This window comes from Streptomyces sp. NBC_00038, from assembly GCF_026343635.1.
Classification (GTDB): domain Bacteria; phylum Actinomycetota; class Actinomycetes; order Streptomycetales; family Streptomycetaceae; genus Streptomyces.
The window spans coordinates 2,348,817-2,370,445 of sequence record NZ_JAPELQ010000001.1; the positions used below are offsets into that span (position 1 = coordinate 2,348,817).

The window sequence follows — 21,629 nt, forward strand, 5'->3', positions numbered from 1 at the left end:
CGGAGTCCTCCAGAACTTCCTGGCTCGGGTGCGGCAGCCCGCCTTGAATGACGGGCTCAAAAGGGAGATGTTCGTGATTCCGCTGCTTGCGGCGGAATCCGAGTTGGGGTCCACGACGGGTTGGCCGCCTGGCGCGCGATCATCGCGTGGCACTCCCCGACAGAGCGGCGAGTTCGGTCTGCTCGACGGATCCGCGAGTGGTGCAGAGAAATGGTGCCCAGACGGCTGTGTCGATGAAGTCCCGGCCGCCCGCCGGGACAACGTCCATCACGACGCGGTCGGGCCGCAGCAGAACGGCGTCGGCGCGGCCCCGCCGCAGCCAAGCGGCGAGGGTGCCGTCGTCGCGGAGCTCGGCCACGGGCACTGCCCGGACGCCGAGCCCGTGGGCGAGTGCTTTCAGCGAGGGAGAGGGTTCGGCGGCGGTCAGGATGGTGAACGTGTCGCCGAACGCCTCGTCGAGACGGGCCCGCCGCCCGTCGGTGTCGATCCACGGTTGCGGGCATTGGGATCCCACGAGGCGGCTGCCCCGGCGGGTACGGCGTCCCACGAGAGGCCCGGAGGTCAGTGCCGGGCTGAGGTCGCGGCCGGCCGCCTCGGCCAGGCCGGGTATCCGGCAGGCCACGGCCAGAAGCCTGCGGCGCATCGCGGCGGCGCCGTCCTGACCGCCGGTCATGGCCCAGCCCATGGCGACCGCGAGCCGGATCACATGCCGTGCGTGCGGCTTGCGCTCACTCTCGTAGGTGTCCAACAGCCGCTCGTCGGCGCCCTGTTGGAGGGTGCGGGCGAGCTTCCAGGTGAGGTTGTACGCGTCGCGCAATCCCGAGCACAGCCCCTGTCCGATGAACGGCGGCATGAGGTGGGCCGCGTCGCCGAGGAGAAAGACCCGTCCGCTTCGCCACCGGTCGGCGATACGCGCCCGGAAGGTGTACACCCTCCCGCGGATGACCTCGAAGTCCCCGTCGTACGAGGGCGGCAGCCACGGGGCGACCAGCTCGCCGACCGGCTCGTGCTCGTCCTTCAGCCGGAACTCCCAGCGGTAGCGGTCCTCACCGACGCGCATGAAGGTCGCCGGCCGGTCCGGGTCGCAGACCTGGTCGACGCCCTCCCAGCAGCGGACGTCGGCTGTCGTGCGCACGTCGATGACGGTCCAGCGTTCGTCGAAGCGCAGGTCCTCCCATACGGCGCTGATGGCCTCGCGGGTGAGGCTGTTCGCGCCGTCGCAGCCGAGGACCGCGTCGGCCCACAGGTGATGCTCTCCGTCGTGTGCGCGGTACGTCACGCGCACCGGACCTTCGGTGTCCGGCCCGATGCCGGTGACCTCGACCCCGCTCCGCAGTTCGCACTCCGGGCGTCCGGCCAGGGCGTCGCGCAGCAGTCGCTCCAGTGCGGGCTGCTCGAACATGCTGGTCTGCGGATAGCCGTGCAGGCCCTGCTCAAGGCGGCGGAACTCGGCCATCACCCGGTGCCGGGCGTCGAGCAGCCGCAGACCGTTGCCCGGTCGGGCTATCGCGGCGAACGCCTCGCCGACGCCCGCGGCCTGGAGGATCCTGCGCACCTCGTCGTCGACGACGAGGGCACGAGGCAGCGGGTAGATGTCCTGGTGGCGTTCCAGGATGACGCTGCGGACTCCGTGCCGGGCGAGGAGGAGGGCGGCGGTGACGCCTACTGGTCCGGCACCGATGATGACGACGGGGGTGTGCGGCAGGTGGTGTTCGGCGCTCATGTGCGGCTCATTTCGGGTTCTGCTTGGCGTGCGTGACGGGTGTGCGTGGATCACCGAGGTCGGTCCGACCGTCCGGGGTCGCGATCGTCGCCGTGATCACGTCACCGGAGCAGGAGGTCGCCGGGTCCAGGGTCTGGAGCGGGCGAGCAGGGTGCGGGCCGGTGCCGGGCGGACGATCATGTCGGTGAAGGCGCGGTCCTGGTGCAGACCACCGTTGACCGAGGTGGCGCGACCACACCCGCGCAGAGGGCCCTGCGCACCGTGACGTTCCCGGGAGAGCCTCGCGACGTGGGCTGCTCCCGCCACACATGTTTTGCGCATGGTGCCCTCCCAGCAACGTTGCCGTAATGAGGAAATTATCAACTCTGGTAATTAGATCGTCAATAGATCGACCTTTGTGATGTGATTGTTTCATCAGAACTGGCGAGACTATGTATCATGCGGCCGCGTTGACTCCATGCCCATCGCCGACCTCTGACGTCCGGCGTCCGGCATCTAATTGCCCGACGATGTGCAATTATGTTGTCGCGCCATGGCTCCCGCCCGCACCTCCGACCTTGTGGAGAAGCCTTGAATCTCGGCGGACCAGAAGACGTGACCGTTCCCCACCAGGCTCATCCGGTGACCCTCTTGGGCGGCCGGTACGAACTGCGCTCGCTGCTCGGCTCCGGCGGCATGGGCGAGGTACACCTTGGTCATGATCGGCGGCTCGGCCGGAGCGTGGCCGTGAAGACCCTGCGCGCCGATCTCTCCCACGAGCCGGGACTGCAGGAGCGGTTCCGGAGGGAGGCTCAGTCCACCGCGTCGCTCAACCACCCCGCGATCGCGGCGGTGTACGACACGGGCGAGGACACGACGTACGGGACGGGGACGCCGTACCTCGTAATGGAGTACGTCGACGGCGTGACTCTGCTGGAGGCCTTGGACTCAGGGCCGCCACTGACTGTCCAACGTGCCCTGGAAGTGACGGCGGGTGTCCTGCGCGCCCTCGCCCATTCCCACCAGCACGGCATCGTTCACCGGGACATCAAACCGGCCAACGTCATGCTGACCTCGACCGGAGAGGTGAAGGTGATGGATTTTGGGATTGCCAGGGACACGCGGGACGTCGGCATGACACAGACATCCGTCGTCATGGGGACCGCCCAGTACCTCTCACCGGAACAGGCGATGGGGCAGGAGATCGGCGTCCGGTCCGATGTGTACTCCACCGGCTGCCTTCTGTACGAACTGCTCGCCTTCCGCACGCCGTTCACCGGCGAGACGCCGATGTCGTTGATGTACCAGCACACCCAGGAGACCCCGAGCCCGCCGAGCGTGTACAACCCCGAGGTAGGCCCCCGGGTTGACGCGATCGTCCTTCGGGCTCTGGAGAAGGATCCCGCCCATCGCCACCAGTCCGCCGAGCGCATGCTCGCCGACATCGAGGCTTACCTCCGTGCGGAACCGCTCGTGTCGCGTGCCGAATCACCGCCGATGGAGGGCGACTTCGCGGACGACTTCTCCGGTCCGGAGGCGGGCCGCAGCCGCGGAGGAGGGGCCGCGCTGATCACGGCGGGCGTGGCTGTCGTCATCATGGCGCTGGTCCTGGGCTGGTTCATGATCGAGCGCGGTACGGCCGATGACGGCAAGGCTGATGTACCCAACCTTGTCGGTCGGACCCTGGAGGAGGCCCGGCGCGCGGCGGACAATGTCGATCTCACCGTCACCGTCGACAGACGGGAACCCTGCGCCGACCAACCGAAGGACCACATCTGCGAACAGAGCCCCAAGGAGGGGGAACTCGCCAAGGGCGAGGCAATCTCTGTCGCGATCTCGACGGGGGCACCCAAGGTAGAAGTGCCGGATGTCACGGACAAGGACGAAGACGACGCGTCCCGGATCCTGGAGGACAAGGGCTTCAAGGTGACGGTGCGGCACGTCGATTCACATGAGGACCCAGGGTCGGTGCTCAGCCAGGAACCCGGCGGAGGTGAGGAGGCCGAGAAGGGCACCGAGGTGGCCCTGAGGGTGGCCAGGGCGGCTGCCAAGGCCACGGTCCCTGACCTCAATGGCGTGACCACGGACGAGGCCGGAAAACTGCTGGCCGCGCGGGGCCTGGAACTGGGCAGCACAACCGCGGTGGAGAGCAGCCGCGAGTCCGGCACCGTGGTCGGGCAGAGTCCAACCGCGGGCGAGGAGGTTGAGCCGGGTACGGCGATCGACGTCAAGGTCGCCAAGACCGTGCGGACCGTGCGGATACCGACTGACATCGTCGGCAAGACACTGGCCGAGGTCCATGACGAGCTGAGCGCGCTCGGCCTTCAGGTCAGTGTTGCCGGCGGGCACTCCCGGGCCACCGATGCCGTGGTGATGTCGAGTACTCCGCAGGCGGGAAGCGAAGTTGAGGTGGGAAGCACCGTGGTCGTCGTCACGGAGGACGCCGGCACCGATCAGCCGGAGGAGGGCACGGCATCGGGCGGCGGCACAGGGGGCAACAGCCGTGGCCCTGACGGCCCGGAACCTCCGTTGCCGCTACCCCTCCCGTGAGCCTGTTCCGCACCAGCAACAGCAATGTCGCCGCGGTCCGGCTCTGGCTTCGTCCATGGTCCGTCGTCATGGAACCCGGCGATGAGGCGCTGCCGAGCGCCTCGAGTGCGGCACCCGCTTCGAATCGCATACATGTTCGATGCTGGTCTATTGTGGTGTCACCACCCCGGAGGGACCGGAGTGGCGATGCGGAGACAGGGGGCAGTCAGTGGCGAGGTGGTACGGATGCGCGGTTTTACGCATCTGCATGCCGTCTCCGGGTTCTCCCTGCGGTACGGCGCCTCGCACCCCGAGCAGCTTGCGGAGCGGACCGCCGAGCGGGGAATGGACGCGGTCGCCCTGACCGACCGGGACACCCTCGGCGGCGCCGTCCGCTTCGCCAAGGCCGCAGGCCGGGCCGGCATCCGCCCCTTGTTCGGGGTGGATCTCGCGGTAGAGGCGCCCCCCGAAGCGGCTGGACGCACGCAGCGGCGACGCGCACCGGCTCGTGGCGGTGCCTTCGTCGACGAGTCGGCGCAGCGCGTGGTCTTCCTTGCCCGGGACGGGGCCCGCGGCTGGGCCGAACTGTGCCGGCTGGTGAGTGCCGCACACGCGGACACGGCGGGCAGCAAGCGCCCCTCGCTGCCCTGGGACGCCCTCGGCGGGGAACACCTCACCGTGCTGCTGGGCCCCGCCTCGGACGTCGGCCGTGCTCTGGCGGCGGGGCGCCCGGACCGCGCCGCGCAGCTGCTCGCGCCCTGGCGGGAGCGGTACGAGGACGCGGCACTGCGCATCGAGGTCGTCTGCCATGGCCGCAGCGGTACCGGCCCCGGTTCGCTGCGGCTCGCGGCCCGTGCTCTCGGCTTCGCCGTCGACCAGCGGATCACGCCCGTCCTGAGCAATGCCGTGCGTTATGCCGACCCCGGCCAGGGCCCGGTCGCGGACGTCCTGGACTCCGCGCGCCGCCTGGTGCCGATCGATCCGCGTGGCGAGCGCGACTGCGGCGAGCGGTGGCTCAAGCCCACGGCGGACATGGCTCGTATCGCCGAGCAGGTGACCGAGGCCGCCGGATACCGCGCGAACACCGCCCGTCGGCTGCTCGAGGTCACCGAGGAGACCGCCGCGGCCTGCCGTGTCGACCCCGAGGACGATCTGGGACTCGGCCGCGTCCACTTCCCCGAACCGGGGCTCGTCGGTGCCCATCGGCGCACCCCCGAGCGAGTGCTGCGTTCGAAGTGCGCCGCCGCCATGCTGCTGCACCACTACGACCGCGACCGCCACCGCTGGGAGCGCCTCGAGGACGAACTGCGCCTGATCGAACGGATGGGATACGCCTCGTACTTCCTCACCGTTGCCCAGGTCGTCGCCGACACCCGCGAACTCGGCATCCGGGTCGCCGCCCGCGGCTCCGGCGCGGGTTCCCTGGTCAACCACCTCCTCGGGATCGCCACCGCCGACCCTGTCGAACACGGTCTGCTCATGGAGCGTTTCCTGTCCGACAAGCGCGCGGAGCTGCCCGACATCGACATCGACGTGGAGTCCGCCCGCCGCCTGGAGGTCTACCGGGCGATCATCGACCGCTTCGGCCCGGAGCGGGTGGCCACCGTGTCCATGCCGGAGACCTACCGGGTGCGGCACGCCGTGCGCGACGTCGGCCTTGCCCTCGGCCTGGACCCGGCCGAGGTGGACCGGCTTGCAAAATCGTTTCCTCACATCCGGGCCCGGGATGCCCGTGCCGCCCTGCAGGAACTGCCGGAGCTGCGCGGCATCGACCCGGAGGCGTACGGCCCGCACATGTGGGACCTGGTCGAGGCCCTGGACGCGCTCCCGCGCGGCATCGCCATGCACCCGTGCGGCGTGCTGCTCTCCGACGCGACGCTGCTGCGCCGCACTCCCGTGATGCCGACCAGCGGCGAGGGCTTCCCGATGTCCCAGTTCGACAAGGAGGACGTCGAGGACCTCGGGCTGCTCAAGCTCGACGTGCTCGGGGTACGCATGCAGTCCGCCATGGCGCACGCCGTCACCGAGATCGAGCGGACCACCGGGCACCGCATCGACCTGGACGACGCCACCCAGGTGCCGCCGGACGACCCGAAGACGTTCCAGCTGATCAAGTCCTCGCAGACTCTGGGCTGCTTCCAGACCGAGTCACCCGGCCAGCGCGACCTCATCGCCCGGTTGCAGCCCGAGACCTTCCACGATCTCGTCGTCGACATCTCGCTGTTCCGGCCGGGACCGGTCGCGGCCAACATGGTCGATCCGTTCATCAAGGCCCGGCACGGGCGGCAGGCGCCCCGCTGTCCGCACCAGGACCTGGAGCCCGCGCTGCGCGAGACGCACGGCGTGGTGGTCTTCCACGAACAGATCATCAAGATCCTGTCGGTCATGACCGGCTGCACCCTGGCCTTCGGCGACTACACGCGGCGGGCGCTGTCGAACGCCGACCAGGTCGGACGAGTACAGGCGTGGTTCGCACAGGAGGCGCGCAAGCGCGGATACGAGGAGGAGGTCGTCAAGCGGACCTGGGAAATCGTCGAGGCGTTCGGGGCGTACGGCTTCTGCAAGGCGCATGCGGTCGCCTTCGCGGTGCCCTCGTACCAGTCGGCGTGGCTGAAGGCCCATCATCCGGCCGCCTTCTACACCGGGCTCCTCACACACGACCCCGGAATGTATCCGAAGCGGCTGCTGCTCGCGGATGCCCGGCGGCGGGGGGTGCCGATCCTGCCGCTGGATGTGAACGCGTCGGATGCCGCCTATAAAATCGAACTGGTGTCTGATGAATGGAGTGATCGGCCCGTCCACGGGATCCGGCTCGCCCTGTGCGACGTACGCGGGATGAGCGAGAGAGAGGCGGAGCGGATCGTCGCGGGGCGCCCGTACAGCTCGCTCCAGGACTTCGTCTCCCGGGCCCGGCCGTCCCGGCCGGTTGCCGAACGCCTCGCCCAGGTCGGTGCGTTGGACGCCTTCGGCCGCAACCGCCGCGACCTCCTTCTGCACCTCGCCGAGCTGCATCGCGGCCAACAGCACTCTTCACAAGGACAGTTGACGCTGGGTGCGACCGACGGGTCCCAGAGTGCGGTCGCCCCTGCCCACCTGCCCGACCTGGACGATGTCGAGCGGCTCGGTGCCGAGCTCGGGGTGCTCGGCATGGACGCCTCCCGCCATCTCATGGGCGATTACCGGGAGTTGCTGGAGGAACTCGGCGCGGTCTCCGCGAAGCAGCTGAAAGACCTGCCGCACGGGCAAGTAGTGCTCGTCGCCGGCGCGAAAGGGGCCGTTCAGACCCCGCCGGTCCGTTCCGGCAAGCGGGTCATCTTCACCACGCTCGACGACACGACAGGCCTGGTGGACTGCGCGTTCTTCGAGGACAGCCATGACGCCTGCGCGCACACCGTCTTCCACTCCTGGCTGCTGCTCGTGCGCGGCGTGGTGCAGCGCCGTGGCGGAGGCAGCGGCAAGGCACTGTCGGTGACCGGCTCCGCCGCCTGGGACCTCACCGAACTGGCCGAGCTGCGCAGCGAAGGCGGCCTGTCGGCGGTGACGGAACAGCTCACCCGGACCGGCCCGCCGCCGGGCAGAGGCGCAAGCAAACGCAGCCTCCAGCTGGAGACCGGTTACGCGCTGCATCCGTGGGCGGACCTGCAGCCGCCCGGCGAGTCCGTCAAGCAGAGCCGCAAGCTGTGGCACCAGAGCCCGGGGAGCGCAGGATGAGCATCCTCTACATCCACTTCCACGACCTGTCGGACGAGCGGATCCACTGCCGTCTTCTCGCCCTGCTGGCCGAGTACACCCCCGTGGTGCAGGCGCTGCCACCGGACGCCGCACTGGCCGACGTCTCCGGCAGCCTGCGCTACTTCGGCACGGACGCCACGGCACTGGCCGAGCGCATCCGGGCACGCACGGGAGGGCTGTACGGGCTCCGCTCGACGGTCGGGGTCGCCGAGAACCCACTGCTCGCCCGCATGGTCGCGGCCGACGGCCCGCCCTCGGCGGTGCGCACCCTGCCCGACGACATCGACACGGTCACCGCCTTCCTCGCGAAGAAGCCCGCCGCCGCGCTACAAGGTGTGGGCCCTGCGACCGCCCGCACCCTGTCCTCGTACGGCCTGGACAGCGTCGGCAGGATCGCCGCCGCACCGCTCGGCACGCTGCAGCGCATCCTGGGCGCCACTGCCGGCCGCCGCTTCCATGACGCGGCGCGTGGCCTCGACCCGACACCGGTGATCCCCTCAGCGGCGTCCCGCTCGATAAGCGTCGAACACCGCTTCCCCCAGGACGAACTGGACCGGGAACGGCAGCGCGCCGCCCTGCTCTCACTCACCGACCGCCTCGGTCTGCAGCTGCGCGCCGAGTCCCAGGCCGCGCGCACCCTCACCCTCAGCGTCCGCTACGCAGACCGTTCGACGACAACCCGTACCCGGAAGCTGAGCGAACCCACCGCCCACACACGCTCCCTGACAGCACTCGCCTACGAGCTCCACGACCGGCTCGCCCTTCAGCGCGCCCGCGTCCGCACCCTCTCCCTGCGGGCGGAGGACCTGATCGCCGCCGAACTGGCCTCCCACCAACTGGCCTTCGATCCGATCGACGAGAAAGCCCGCCGCATCGAGGCCGCCGCTGATCGCGCCCGGGACCGGTTCGGCCCCGGGACGGTGCGTCCGGCAGGAGCGGTGACACCCGGCGTCGCATGAAACCGGCTTCCGCGGTGGTACGCCCGCCCCCGGGTCGGCAGTACGCCCGCAGCACGCCACACACGAGAAAGCCCCGCCCCCGCAACGCGCGCGGGGACGGGACTCCGTCTCTTCAGTGAAGCGGTGAAGCCGTGAAGCGGTAAATGCGGTGAAGCCGTCAGCCGATCGAGGACCCCGTCGCCGACAGTGCCTCCGTGACCGGCTGGAAGAAGGTCTCTCCACCGGAGGTGCAGTCGCCGCTGCCGCCCGAGGTGAGGCCGATCGCGGTGGAGCCCGAGAAGAGCGAGCCGCCGCTGTCACCGGGCTCGGCGCAGACGTTCGTCTGGATGAGCCCGTTGACGATGTCGCCGTTGCCGTAGTTCACGGTGGCGTCCAGGCCGGTGACCGTGCCGCTGTGCACCTGGGTCGTCGAACCGCTGCGGGTCACCGACTGGCCGACGGTCGGGTCGCCGGCCTGGGTGATGGCCTGCGCCGAGCCGTTGTAGAGGTCGACCTCGCTCGGGTGGTCGACGTCGGCGGTGTACTTGACCAGGCCGTAGTCGTTGTCCGGGAAGCTGGACTGCTCGTTGGTGCCGATCTCGGTGCCACTGGAGTCCGACCACGTCGAGATCGCCTCGGTGCAGTGCCCCGCGGTGATGAAGTACGGCTCGCCGCCCTTGACCACGTTGAAGCCGAGCGAGCAGCGGCCGCCACCGCCGGTGATGGCGTCGCCGCCCGCGATGAAGGGCTTGAACTCCCCCTTCGTACGCTGGAGTTCGGCCTTGGAGCCGAGTCCCTCGACGACCTCGGTCAGCTTGGCGAGTTCGGCCTTGGAGACCGTGCTGTCCGCGGTGACGACGACCTTGTTGGTCGCCGGGTCGGTCGCCCACGAGGTGCCGGGGATGGTCGCGTCGTTCTTGAGCGTCGTACGGGCGCTCGTCAGCTCGGCGAGGGAGTTCTCGACGATTCTGGCCTGGGCGCCGGCCGCCTGGACGGTCTTCGCGGCGGTCTCGTCGAGCACGTTGACGACGAGAAGCTTGGCCTTCGCGTCGTAATACGTTCCCGCGGCGTCGGATCCGAGGTCCTTGCCGAGGGTCGAGGCGAGCTTTCCGGCCGCCGCGATCGAGAGGGTCTCGGGCGCGGGGGTCTTCGTCACCTCGCTCGCGTTCGCAGTCTGGAAGGTGACTCCCGCGGCGACCAGTGCGGCGATGCCCGCACCTGCCACGGCGGCACGCCGCTTGGGTATGCGTCGGTGCTTCAAGTTACGTCCTCCTGTGGGGGGAGCGGCCGGGAGGTTGTGGGGACCTCTCCGACCGGAAGGCGTACGGACATGTACCCGGCTCACAACAGAAAAGGCCGCGTCCATGCCAATTTGTTCGTCACCCACTATTCCCAGCCTGACAGGGGGCACACAAGGTCGACTTCAGGACGCGCGTAGACAACGGGCGTGCGCCCCCACGGACTTGACCCTGTGTGGTCAGGCCACGTGGGTTCCCAGTGCAAACACTGCGTGCGAGTGCCCGTTGCGCAGCCTGTGAGGTCTAGTCCTGTCTTGTTTTCGACTACTCGGAGCCAGATTCCATCGGGGGCTCGGCGGGCGGGAGTTGCTCCTGCACCGGTTGCTGAGGCGCTGCCGCCGGAGGTGCCGGACTCTGCTGCGCCCGTTCCAGGAACCGCAGCAGCTCCACCGGGAAGGGCAGTACGAGCGTGGAGTTCTTCTCGGCCGCGACCGCCACCACCGTCTGCAGCAGCCGCAGTTGGAGCGCGGCGGGCTGCTCGGACATCACCCCGGCGGCCTCCGCCAGCTTCTTCGACGCCTGCAACTCCGCGTCGGCGTTGATGACCCGGGCACGGCGCTCCCGGTCGGCCTCGGCCTGCCGGGCCATCGAGCGCTTCATCGTCTCCGGCAGCGATACGTCCTTGATCTCGACGCGGTCGATCTGCACACCCCAGCCGACCGCCGGGCTGTCGATCATCAACTCCAGGCCCTGGTTGAGCTTTTCGCGGTTGGAGAGCAGATCGTCGAGATCGCTCTTGCCGATGATCGAGCGGAGCGAAGTCTGCGCCATCTGCGAGACCGCGAACTGGTAGTCCTCGACCTGGATGACGGCGTCGGCGGCGTCGATCACCTTGAAGTAGATGACGGCGTCCACCCGGACCGTGACGTTGTCCCTGGTGATGCCGTCCTGCGCCGGCACCGGCATCGTCACGATCTGCATATTGACCTTACGCAGCTTGTCGACGAAGGGCACGATCATCGTGAACCCGGGGCCGCGCACCTGCGTGCGCAGGCGGCCGAGCCGCAACACCACGCCCCGTTCGTACTGTTTGACGACACGGGCCCCGGCCATCACATAGACCAGCCCCACCGACGCGACGGAAACTCCCGCCGCCACCAGCTCCTCCACCATTACGGCCCCCAGGGTCCGAAGTGGGCGCATCAGGCATGTACGTCGACGGTAACTCCGTCACCCGAGCAAGGGCGAGCCCCCGCACGTCAGTTGAGTGCGGGGGCTCGCCTGTTGCCGGCTGCACGGTCAGGTCGTGCGAGTGCCGATCAGATGTCTGCGCTGATCAGGATGGTGCCGGTCTAGAAGACGCTGACGCCGTAGGCGCTCAGGGCCTCCACGACGGGCTGGAAGAAGGTCGTGCCGCCGGAGGTGCAGTTGCCACTGCCGCCCGAGGTCAGACCGTAGGCGATACCGGAGCTGGAGTAGAGCGAGCCGCCGGAGTCGCCGGGCTCGGCGCAGACCGTGGTCTGGATCATGCCGTAGACGATGTCGCCGCCGCCGTAGTTGACGGTCGCGTTGAGGGCGGTGACCCGGCCGCTGTGCGTGCCGGTGGTCGAGCCGTCACGGTAGACCGTGGCGCCCACGGCCGGAGTGCCCGCGCTGGTGATGTCCACACCACCTGCGGTGCCCGCCTTGGCGATCGTGGTGTTGGTGTAGCGCACCAGACCGTAGTCGTTGGTCGGGAAGCTGGAGCCGGCGGTCGGGCCGAGGACCGTCGTACGGCCGGAGTTGGAGTACCAGGTGCCCGCGCCGTCGGTGCAGTGACCGGCGGTCAGGAAGTAGTACGTGGAGCCGCTGCGGACGTTGAACCCGAGGGAGCAGCGCCAGCTGGTCGCGTAGATGGCGTCGCCGCCCTGGATCAGCTTGTTGATCTTGCCGGGGGTGTGCTTGATCTGAAGGGCGCCGGCGTTGCCGCCCGCGGTCTCCTTGATCTCCGCGATCTCCGCCGCGGAGACGGTGCTGTCGACGGTCACGACGACCTTGTTGGTCTTCGCGTCGACCGCCCAGGCGGTGCCGGGAACATCGGCCTTGAGCACCGAGGAACTGGCGCTCTTCAACTCGGAAGCGCTGAAGGGCTCAGCGCCGCTCGCACTCGAGGTGGGGATGGTGACAGCAGCTGCGGCCACGAGTCCGGTGGTCACGGCGATCAGCCGGGTCCGTCTCGCTATACCGCTGCGGGGGGTGGTGCGCTTGATCCTCACGTTTCGTTCCTCCGAAGGGAAGTCGTGGGGCCCGCGTGGGGTCGGGGCCCGTGAGGCGCAGCCAGAGACACCTCTGCCCGGATTCCGGACAAGCCGTGCTCCTGGGAAGCGCTGAGGGGGAGTATTCGACCGTGCGACCAATGTCCGCAAGGGCCCCTTTCGGTCATGCAGGGTTCAACTGACCAACTGCGCAAGAGGGTTGATCTTGCACCGGCCATGCCCGGGAACTACGCGTGTTGACAGCCATTGACCATGTCACCGCAGTGACCACCGGCGAGCGCCGCCCTCATCGAGCACGACCACCGGGCGAGCGGGGCACTGGCCGAGAATGGCGCATTCCTGTCATGCACACAGTCAATTCACAGAGAGATGCGTCCGGCCGCGCGAACGCGCGCCGACGAAGACCACCGTCGGCGCGCGCATGCCGGAAACCGGACGACTCAGAGCAGGTTCCGCTCCCCCGCCTCGACCGCCGTACCCAGGGTGTTCCCGGGCGGCGGGAACGGGCAGATGAAGTGGTCCGCGAAGGCGCACGGCGGGAGCACGGTCCGGTTGAAGTCCACGGTCGTACGCCCCTCGGCGTCGGGCGCCGGGGGCCGCAGGAACCGGAAGCGGTAACTGCTCTCCCCGCTCGTGGAGTCGGCGAACACAGCCCAGAGCGAGCCGTCGCCCTCGACCGAGACCTGAAGCGTGAGGTCCTGTCCGTCGAGGGTGAAGGCGAGCACCCCGCCTAGCCCCAGCCCGCGCGCCCGTCCGTCCGCGTTCTCGACGCGTACGGTGCGGCTCTCGCCGTACGGCGTGAAGTGCCCCGGCACCGACCAGCGCGGGTCGTACTCGGTCGCCTCGATGCCCTTGAAGGCCTGCCGCGCGGGCGAGCCGGGGTCGAAGTCGCGTACGCCCCAGATCTCCTCCCGCACCAGAACGACGAACCGGCGCTCGCCGTGGCCGACACGGGCCTCGCCCGCCGGACCGAGGTCGGCGCCGAGCGTGACCTCACCGGTGAAGGGCTCCCCGTCCACGGTGAGGCCGTCCTCGGCCGTCGCCGTCAGTACGACCGCGTCGTCCCCGGCGGTCCATCGCCCCGGGATACCCGGAAGTCGCCCCTCCGGGTGGTCCTCGATCCAGTGGGTGCCCGTGAGAGCGAGCGGTCCATGGGGCGCGGACACCTTCTCGCCGCGGTGCTCGTGCCAGTGCTTCCAGTCCTCGGATGCGTCCGTCGTCATGTGATCAACCCTTCCACACCGGATCCGGCAACCCGAGGTGTGAGCGCAGCGTCGTGCCCGTGTATTCCGTACGGAACGCGCCGCGCTCCTGGAGCAGCGGCACCACCCGGTCCACGAACTCGTCGAGGCCGCCGGGTGTCAGATGCGGTACGAGGATGAAGCCGTCGGCGGCGTCCTTCGTCACGAACTCGTCGAGCTCGGCGGCGACGGACTCCGGAGTGCCGATGAAGGACTGCCGGCCGCCCGCCTCGATCATGGTCTGCCGGATGGACAGGCCCTTCTCGCGCGACAGGGCCCGCCACTTCTCGGCGATCGCGAAGGGGTCGGCGATTTTCACGCGCCCCTGCACCAGAGCCGACTCCGGATCCGGGTCGATGTCCGGAAGGGGCCCGTCGGGGTCGTACGAGGAGAGGTCGACGCCCCAGATCTGCTCAAGGGCGAGGATCGCGTGCTGCGGCGAGACCTGTAGGCGGCGGATCTCGGCGGCCCGCTCCTGAGCCTCGGCGGCGGTGTCGCCGAGCACGACCGTGACCCCGGGCATGATCTTGAGGTCCTCGGGCGCCCGCCCGTACTTCGCGAGCCGCCCCTTCACGTCGGCGTAGAACTCCCGGCCCGCCTCCAGGGTCCCGTGCCGCGTGAAGATCACGTCGGCGGCCGACGCCGCGAACTCACGGCCCTGCGGCGAGTCCCCGGCCTGGATGACGACTGGGTGCCCCTGCGGTGAGCGCGGCACGGTGAACTCCCCCGCGATGTCGAAGTGTTGACCTCGGTGAGCGAAGGGGCGAGGCAGCCCTTCAGGCGTCCAGGAATCCCACAACTCCCTTGTGGTGGAGAGGAATTCGGCAGCGCGCGTATAGCGGTCGGCCCGGTCCAGGAAGCCGCCGCGCCGGAAGTTCTCCCCGGTGAAGGCGTCCGAGGAGGTCACCACGTTCCAGGCCGCCCGGCCCCCGCTCAGATGGTCCAACGTGGCGAACCTGCGGGCGAGTTCGTACGGCTCGTTGAAGGTCGCGTTGACCGTGGCGGCGAGCCCGAGCCGCTCGGTGACGGCCGCGAGCGCGTTGAGCACGGTGATCGACTCGGGCCGTCCCACCACGTCCAGGTCATGGATACGTCCCTTGTGCTCGCGCAGCCGCAGCCCCTCGGCGAGGAAGAAGAAGTCGAACAGACCGCGTTCGGCGGTGCGCGCGAGATGCTCGAAGGACGCGAAGTCGATCTGGGAACTGGACCGCGGATCGGCCCAGACGGTGGTGTTGTTGACGCCCGGGAAGTGGGCGGCGAGGTGCAGCTGCTTGCGTACGGTCATGACGTTCCCCCTGCCACGGCGTACTGGTTGGCGGGCCGGGCGAGCCCCAGGTGCTCCCGGAGGGTGCTGCCCGGATAGAAGGTGCGGAACAGGCCGCGGTGCTGGAGCAGCGCCACCGTTCCGTTGACGAGTCGTTCCAGGTCACGGAGTGGTTCGACCGGCGTGAGGTGAAAGCCGTCGGCGGCGTCGGCCTCGTGCCAGGAGACGATCAGGTCGGCGAGGTCGACGGGGCCGCCCCGGTACAGCGGGCCCTGGGCGGTCTGCCGGGGTCCGCCGCCGCCGTGGCCCGGCTCGGCCGCGTGCTCGCCGTCACCGAGGTCGACGGTGAGTCCGGCGAGGACCCGCAGGTCGTCGGGGTCGCGCCCGAACCGCGCGGCCCCGTCCCGCAGTTCGGCCCGTACCGCGCGGGCCTGCGCCGGGCGCGCGACCCGTACGAGCGCCACATCGGCGTACCGGGCCGCGGTCTGCCGGGCGTGGCTCTCGGTCGCGTCGACGACCCGGACGGGGTGGCCCTGCGGGGGTCGCGGCACGATCGAGGGGCCCTTCACCGAGAAGGTCGGGCCCTCGAAGTCGACGTAGTGCAGCTTGTCCCGGTCGATGAAGCGGCCGGTCGCCTCGTCGCGTATCTCGGCGTCGTCCTGCCAGCTGTCCCACAACCGGGCGGCCACGTCGGCGACTTCACCGGCCTCCCGCCACAGCGCGTCGGCGGGCGCGGCATGCCGTCGGCCGAACAGCCGCGCCTCGCCCTCGGACGTCGAGACGTCGATCCGCCAGCCGGCCCGCCCATGGCTGACCCAGTCGAGGGTCGCCACGGCCGCCTGCACATGGAAGGGCTCGGTGTGCGTGGTGGTCACGGTCGGCACCAGGCCGACCCGGCGGGTGACGGGCGCGACCCGCGCGAGCACGGCGAGCGCGTCGGGCCCCGGCCGCGCGAAGGTGTCGCCGAGCGTCACGAAGTCGAACGCCCCACGCTCCGCGAGCTGCGCCAACTCCACGTAGGAGGCGGCATCGTAGGCCGCCCGCTGATCGAGAGCGGCGGCCAGGTGCAGCAGCGCCCGGCCGTTCGGTGCGGTCATTGAGTGGAACCTTTCAGCGGGGAGCAGAGGAGCAAGGGGGCGGCGGGATCTGTGCGGATCCCGCCGCCCCCCGCACGGACTACGACTCGGTCTTCGGCAAACCCGGGGGGTTGATCTCGGACTTCTCGACGGCCTCGGTCGTCAGCCCCCAGCGCTTGAGCACCTCGGCGTACGTACCGTTCTCGATCACGTGGTCGATGGCCGCCGCGTAGGCCTCCACGAGGCCGCTGTCCTTCTTCGTGGTGGCCGCGATCTTGCCCTGGAGCTTGTCGCCGGCGCCGGAGAGCGTGCCGACGATCTCGGTCTGGCCGGCGGACGCGACGTGGTAGGCGGCGGACGGGCTCGGGCCGAGATAGGCGTCGATACGTCCCGACTGGAGCGCCAGGTAGTAGTCCGTGTCCTTCTGGTAGTACTTGATGTCCACGGGCTTCAGACCGGCGTCCTCGTTCTGCTTGCTCCAGTCGACGAGGATCTTCTCCTGGTTGGTGCCGGAGGAGACGGCGATGGTCCTGCCCGCGACGTCCTTGGGCTCCTTGACCGTCCAGTCGACGCCCTTCTTCGCCTCGAACGCGATGTTGTCGAGGCGGTAGGTCGCGAAGTCGTACTTCTCCTTGCGTTCCTCGGTGACGGTGACGTTGGAGAAGACGGCGTCGAACTTGCCGCTGTCGAGCCCGACGAAGAGGTTCTCCCAGGAGACCTCCTCGTTGTCGAGCTTGAGGCCGAGGGTGTCCGCGACGAGCGTCGCAAGGTCGATCTCCGAGCCGATCCGGGTTTTGTCGTCGGTCGCGTAGAACCCGAGTGGCGGCGAGGCGTCGGCACTCTGGCCGAGCTTCAGCGTGCCGCGTTCACGGACGGCCGCCGGCACGAGCGCGGCGATCGAGTCGACCTTCTTGCCTCGGACGCGGTTCTGGTCGGGGCTGACGTTGATGTTGCCGACCTTCTTGGTGTCCGAGCCGCCCGTCCCGGTCGCCGCGTCACTGTCACCGCCGCAGGCGCTGAGCAGCGGAGCGGTGACAAGGGCGGCGATGGAGACTGCGAAGGTGCGTCGGGACAGCATGGGCGAACTCCTATGAGGGATAAGGGATTTCAAGAGACGTTCCAGAAGGAACGGGGCTTCAGAGGACCTTGGAGAGAAACGCACGGGTCCGTTCGTGCTGCGGCTTGTCGAGTACGTCGCCGGGGGCGCCCTGCTCGACGACGCGGCCGTCGTCCATGAAGACAACGGTGTCGGCGACCTCGCGGGCGAAGCCGATCTCGTGCGTGACCACGATCATCGTGGTGCCCTGGTGGGCCAAGTCCTTGATGACGTCGAGGACTTCACCGACCAGCTCGGGGTCGAGCGCGGAGGTCGGCTCGTCGAAGAGCAGCAGCTTCGGCTCCAGGGCCAGCGCCCGGGCGATGGCGACCCGCTGCTGCTGACCGCCGGACAGCTGCTTCGGGTAGGCGTCGGCCTTGTCGGAGAGCCCGACCCGTCCGAGCAGCTTCCGCGCGGTCTCCACGGCGTCCTTGCGGGGCCGCTTCAGCGCGGAGACCGGCGCCTCGACGATGTTGTCCAGCACGGTGAGGTGCGGGAAGAGGTTGAAGTTCTGGAAGACGAAGCCGATCTGGGTGCGCTGCCTGAGGATCTCGCGCTCGCGCAGCTCGTACAGCTTGTCGCCGGAGCGCCGGTATCCGACGAGGGTGCCGTCGACGCTGATCCAGCCCTGGTCGACCTTCTCCAGATGGTTGATGGTGCGCAGCAGCGTCGACTTGCCGGACCCGGAAGGACCGAGGACGACGGTGACCTCGCCGGTCCGCACTTCGAGGTCCACGCCCTTGAGCACTTCCAGCGAACCGAAGCTCTTGTGTACGGACTTGATGTCGACCATGACGGAGGTCGTGGGCGCGCTCATCGCACGGCTCCCTTGGCGTAGTGACGTTCGACGTAGTACTGGAGGACGGAGAGTGCGCTGGTCAGGAGGATGTACCAGGCGGTGGCGACCATCAGGAGGGGTACGACCCTGCCGTTGCGCCCGTAGATGACCTGGACTTGGTAGAAGAGTTCGCCGATCGCCATGACGGAGACGATGGAGGTTCCCTTGAAGAGGGAGATCACCTCGTTGGCGGCGTTCGGAAGGATCGAGCGCATCGCCTGCGGCAGCACGATCCGCCGGATCTGCCGCAGCTTCGGGATGCCCAGCGCGGCCGCCGCATCCAGTTGCCCACCGTCCACGGCGAGTACGCCCCCGCGCACGATCTCCGCGGCGTACGCGGCCTGGTGCAGGGCGAGTCCCAGCACGGCCGCGCTCATCGCCCCGACCAGGCCCATCGTGTCGAAGGAGTAGAACCCCGGCCCGAAGGGGATCCCGAACTGCAACTCCGGGTACAGGTAGGCCAGGTTGAACCAGAACAAGAGCTGGACGATGAGCGGGATCGACCGGAACGCCCAGACATAGCCGAAGGCCACGGCCTTGAGGAACCGGCTCTGCGACAGCCGCATGAAGGCCAGCACGATACCGAGCGCGAAGCCCAACGCCGTTCCGTAGAAGGTGAGTTGCAGCGTCGTCCAGACCGCTTTCAGGACGACCTCGGCGGTGAAGAACTCGGCGAAGACCTCCCACTCCCAACCCGCGTTGGTGACGAGTCCGTGGACGAACTGCGCGAGGAGCACCGCCGTGGCGGCGATGGCGGCCCAGCGCCAGGGGTGCCGGACGGGCACCACCCTGAGCACGCCGAGGTCCTCCGGCTCGGAGGCCGTTTTGGACAGGGGTGGATCACTGGTCAAAGACATGGGGTTCCTCGGGGCATGGTGGGAGGGGGCGGAGCGTCAGGCCGCGGCCGGACAGGACCGCGGAGCGTCAGGCCGCGGACCGACAGGACAGCGCGCGCAGGAACGCCAGCACGGCACGCGCCGCCGCGTCGTTCTGCCGGAAGGCCGGCCCTCCGGTACGCGGCCGGGTGAACGCCCCCGAGCCGCGCGCGTCGGTGTGCGGGCCGAGCGCGAAGCGCCGGGGGTGCGGGGTGCCGGAGCGGTCCAGGACCCGGCCGTCGGCGGGGTCCACGGCGAGCAGTCCCTCGGGAGTCGCGGCGGCCCCGTCGGCGTACAGCTCGCGCAGCAGTTGGTCGCTGGTGCGCTCGACCGTGGGGTGCGGCAGCCGTGCCTCGACGAGCGCGCGGGCCTCGACCGTCGCGCCGGGCACGGTGGCACTGCCCGCCCGGAAGACGCCGTCCTCGGCGGTGACGGTCATGTCCGCGCCCACGAACTTCAAGATCCCGGCCCGAGACAGGGCCAGCATCTGCCGCAGCCGCGGTCCGGGCGGCCCGGAGGCGAGATAGCTGAAGAAGCCGTGCCACCACGGGCCGATGTCACCGAGCCGGACCAACTGACCGTATACGGAGAGCAGTCCGAGGAAGACGGCGAGGTCCGGGCTGTTCGACGGGTCGTGACGCCGCGTCAAGTCCCCTTCGATGTAAGCACGCAGGCCCGTCTGCAGTTCCTCGTACGAGGTGTGCCGCACCCCGTCGAGCGGGTGGTCGAGGGCGGCGAGGTCGATCCGGTCGACCGGATCGGGAACGGCGGACGCCACCAGTGCCTGGATCTCGGCAGCGTCCGAGGCCGCGTACTTCTCCTCGAAGTCGCTCCAGGCCATCCGCGTCCGCTCGGGGTGGGCCGCGAACAGCCGGTGGTAGTGCGCGAACCCCAGCTCCTTCTCGACCAGCGGCAGGACATCACGCCGGAAGTCGAATCCCTCCGGGCGCGCAAGGAGCTCGTCGATCTCCGCGGGCCCCAAGAACCTTGGCAGCGGCGGCCGTTCGCCCTCCCAGTCGTAGCCGATCTTGGAGTGGTAGGGCACCCCGCGCCGTGAGCCGACGTGGAGGATCGGCTCACGCCCGGACGGGATGTACGTCTCTCCCTCGTGACGTCCGCCGCGCCCCTCCGTCAGCAGCACCATCAGGTCGACGAAGGCGAGCCCGAAGCCGCGCACGAGAACGGGTTCGCCCGCCTCCAGCGCGGACAGGTCGCTGTCGGCGGTGAAGTCCGGCGGCAGGTGCACCAGCCCATGGCGTTCCGCGTACGCCGCCAATTCCCTCTGCTCGTCGTCGAGTTCGGCGTCGAGGTGACCGAGCGCCAGGACCACGAGGTCGGCGTGGAGCGGTTGAGGCAGGCCCTCCAGCCACACCTGCTGGCGACCGCCACGGGGTCCCTCGACGCGCAGTGCGCGGCGCGGGTGGTGCTGGACCCGGACGCCCGACGGCAGGGCGGCCACGGCCCGTTCGTACACCCAGCGCAGGTACGTGCCCTGGCGCTGCCGGTCCGCGAAGACGCGCCCGTCGAGGCCGGCCCACTCGTGCAGCGTGGGGCCTTCGAGCAGCGGCCCGTCCATCGCCACCGTCTCATCGGTGAACATCGTGGCGTCCTGGGCCTGCGAGTTCATCCACAGCAGCGGCGACTGCTCCTCGCGCCAGATGCGTCCGGCGCCCGGCGGATAGGGGTCGACGAGATGGATGTCGAAACCCGCGGAGCCACCGAGAACTGCGACGCCCCCGGAGCCCTGCGCGCCCGAATCCCCGTACAGCTCAGGCAGGTTGGCGGCGATCCGCTCCAGGACACCGGTCCCCCGCGGCCCGGCTCCCACGATCACCAGCGAGGGCCGTCCGGCGCTCATCGGGTGCGCTCCGAACCGCGCGCGTAGTGCCGCTCCACGTAGTACTGGCCGACGCTGAGCACCGAGGTGACGATGACGTACCAGAGCGTGGCGACCATCAGCAGGGGCATGACCTGGTAGGTGCGGTGGTAGACGAGCTGCACCGAGTAGAGCAGGTCCTGTACGGCGATGACGCTGACGATGGAGGTGCCCTTGAGGGTGCCGATCAGCATGTTTCCGGCCGGCGGCACGATGGAGCGCATCGCCTGCGGAAGCACGATCTTCCACCAGCGGCGCCACCGGCTCAGCCCGAGCGCCTGCGCGGCCTCGATCTGGCCGCGGTCGACGGAGAGGATGCCGCCGCGCACCACCTCGGCGGCGTACGCGGCCTCGTGCAGGGTGAGGCCGACGATGGCGACGGTGACCGGGCCGAGCAGGTTCACCGTCTTGATCCCGAGGATCTCCGGGTACAGCACTCCGATGTTGAACCAGAACAGCAGCTGCACCAGGATCGGCATCGAGCGGAACAGCCAGACGTATCCCCAACTCACCGCCCGCAGAACGGGGTTGGAGGAGAGCCGGAACGCGGCGAGCAGGGTGCCGAGGGCGAAGCCGAGCGCCATCACGAGCGCGGTCAGCCAGAGGGTGAGCCAGAGTCCGCGCAGGACCGCGGCGGTCGTGAAGTAGTCGCCCACGACGTCCCACTGGAACGCGTCGTTGCGCACTACGGAGTTGAGGGCGAGCCCGAGCAGGACCAGGACGACGACGGCGGCGGTCCACTGGCCCAGACGGCGCTGCGGGACGATGCGCAAAGGCACCGCATCTTCCGGTGCGGCCACCTTGGTAAGGGTGTCGGAGGACATGCGAAGGCTCCGTGATGCGTCGAGTCGAACACGGTGATGCCTTCACACGGGCCGCACGGCCACAGGGACCGTACGGACCACACGGCGCGCCACGAGGACGCCCCACGGCCGAGCCCCTCAGCATGGCCGTCCGTCGAGAGTACGG

At 69.4% G+C, this 21,629-nt stretch carries 15 protein-coding genes and 1 pseudogene; 3 read left to right on the top strand and 13 right to left on the bottom strand.

Annotation, left to right across the window (positions count from 1 at the left end; translation table 11 throughout):
- Window positions 1-139: 139 nt before the first annotated feature.
- Entirely contained in the window at window positions 140-1,723 is a 1,584-nt protein-coding gene (locus tag OG219_RS10885; protein ID WP_266825321.1) for a bifunctional 3-(3-hydroxy-phenyl)propionate/3-hydroxycinnamic acid hydroxylase, read from the bottom strand.
- Window positions 1,724-1,730: 7 nt separating this feature from the next.
- A pseudogene (locus OG219_RS10890) lies at window positions 1,731-1,945 on the bottom strand (fumarylacetoacetase); the annotation flags it as partial.
- A gap of 399 nt (window positions 1,946-2,344) precedes the next feature.
- Between OG219_RS10890 and OG219_RS10895 the strand changes: the two are divergent.
- The 3 genes from OG219_RS10895 to OG219_RS10905 all read left to right on the top strand — a co-directional run bounded on the left by OG219_RS10895 (window position 2,345) and on the right by OG219_RS10905 (window position 8,922).
- Window positions 2,345-4,252, top strand: coding sequence for a PASTA domain-containing protein (locus OG219_RS10895; RefSeq protein ID WP_266825323.1), 1,908 nt, complete (start codon window positions 2,345-2,347; stop codon window positions 4,250-4,252).
- 225 nt (window positions 4,253-4,477) lie between these two features.
- Window positions 4,478-7,942, top strand: a complete 3,465-nt coding sequence (locus OG219_RS10900; RefSeq protein ID WP_266825325.1) for a DNA polymerase III subunit alpha — start codon at window positions 4,478-4,480, stop codon at window positions 7,940-7,942.
- The gene (locus tag OG219_RS10905; protein WP_266825327.1) at window positions 7,939-8,922 is read left to right on the top strand and encodes a hypothetical protein; all 984 of its coding nucleotides are present in this window, start codon (window positions 7,939-7,941) and stop codon (window positions 8,920-8,922) included. The genes OG219_RS10900 and OG219_RS10905 overlap by 4 nt, the downstream gene beginning before the upstream one ends.
- Window positions 8,923-9,079: 157 nt before the next feature.
- Here the strand turns inward: OG219_RS10905 and OG219_RS10910 are convergent, their stop codons facing one another.
- From OG219_RS10910 to OG219_RS10960, 11 genes are all read right to left on the bottom strand, one after another.
- Window positions 9,080-10,162 (bottom strand): S1 family peptidase, encoded by a 1,083-nt coding sequence (locus OG219_RS10910; RefSeq protein WP_266825329.1) that lies wholly within the window; start codon window positions 10,160-10,162, stop codon window positions 9,080-9,082.
- 301 nt (window positions 10,163-10,463) lie between these two features.
- On the bottom strand, window positions 10,464-11,312 hold the full coding sequence (locus OG219_RS10915; RefSeq protein WP_266825331.1) for a slipin family protein: 849 nt from the start codon (window positions 11,310-11,312) through the stop codon (window positions 10,464-10,466).
- 179 nt (window positions 11,313-11,491) lie between these two features.
- Window positions 11,492-12,394, bottom strand: a complete 903-nt coding sequence (locus OG219_RS10920; protein ID WP_266825333.1) for a S1 family peptidase — start codon at window positions 12,392-12,394, stop codon at window positions 11,492-11,494.
- 440 nt (window positions 12,395-12,834) lie between these two features.
- Window positions 12,835-13,617, bottom strand: a complete 783-nt coding sequence (locus tag OG219_RS10925; RefSeq protein WP_266825335.1) for a DUF1684 domain-containing protein — start codon at window positions 13,615-13,617, stop codon at window positions 12,835-12,837.
- Between the two features lie 4 nt (window positions 13,618-13,621).
- A complete protein-coding gene (locus tag OG219_RS10930; protein ID WP_266825337.1) occupies window positions 13,622-14,920 on the bottom strand; it encodes an NtaA/DmoA family FMN-dependent monooxygenase in 1,299 nt (432 codons plus the stop codon).
- Window positions 14,917-15,996, bottom strand: coding sequence for an LLM class flavin-dependent oxidoreductase (locus OG219_RS10935; protein WP_266825339.1), 1,080 nt, complete (start codon window positions 15,994-15,996; stop codon window positions 14,917-14,919). The genes OG219_RS10930 and OG219_RS10935 overlap by 4 nt, the downstream gene beginning before the upstream one ends.
- A gap of 79 nt (window positions 15,997-16,075) precedes the next feature.
- Window positions 16,076-17,053, bottom strand: coding sequence for an ABC transporter substrate-binding protein (locus tag OG219_RS10940; RefSeq protein WP_266825341.1), 978 nt, complete (start codon window positions 17,051-17,053; stop codon window positions 16,076-16,078).
- A 58-nt stretch (window positions 17,054-17,111) separates the two neighbouring features.
- Entirely contained in the window at window positions 17,112-17,864 is a 753-nt protein-coding gene (locus OG219_RS10945) for an amino acid ABC transporter ATP-binding protein (RefSeq protein WP_266836058.1), read from the bottom strand.
- 20 nt (window positions 17,865-17,884) lie between these two features.
- Window positions 17,885-18,766: an amino acid ABC transporter permease gene (locus OG219_RS10950; protein ID WP_266825343.1), complete on the bottom strand. Its 882-nt coding sequence runs from the start codon at window positions 18,764-18,766 to the stop codon at window positions 17,885-17,887.
- 67 nt (window positions 18,767-18,833) lie between these two features.
- Complete coding sequence (locus tag OG219_RS10955) at window positions 18,834-20,642, bottom strand: FAD/NAD(P)-binding domain-containing protein (RefSeq protein ID WP_266825345.1); 1,809 nt, start codon at window positions 20,640-20,642, stop codon at window positions 18,834-18,836.
- On the bottom strand, window positions 20,639-21,484 hold the full coding sequence (locus tag OG219_RS10960) for an amino acid ABC transporter permease (protein WP_266825347.1): 846 nt from the start codon (window positions 21,482-21,484) through the stop codon (window positions 20,639-20,641). The genes OG219_RS10955 and OG219_RS10960 overlap by 4 nt, the downstream gene beginning before the upstream one ends.
- Between the last annotated feature and the right edge of the window lie 145 nt (window positions 21,485-21,629).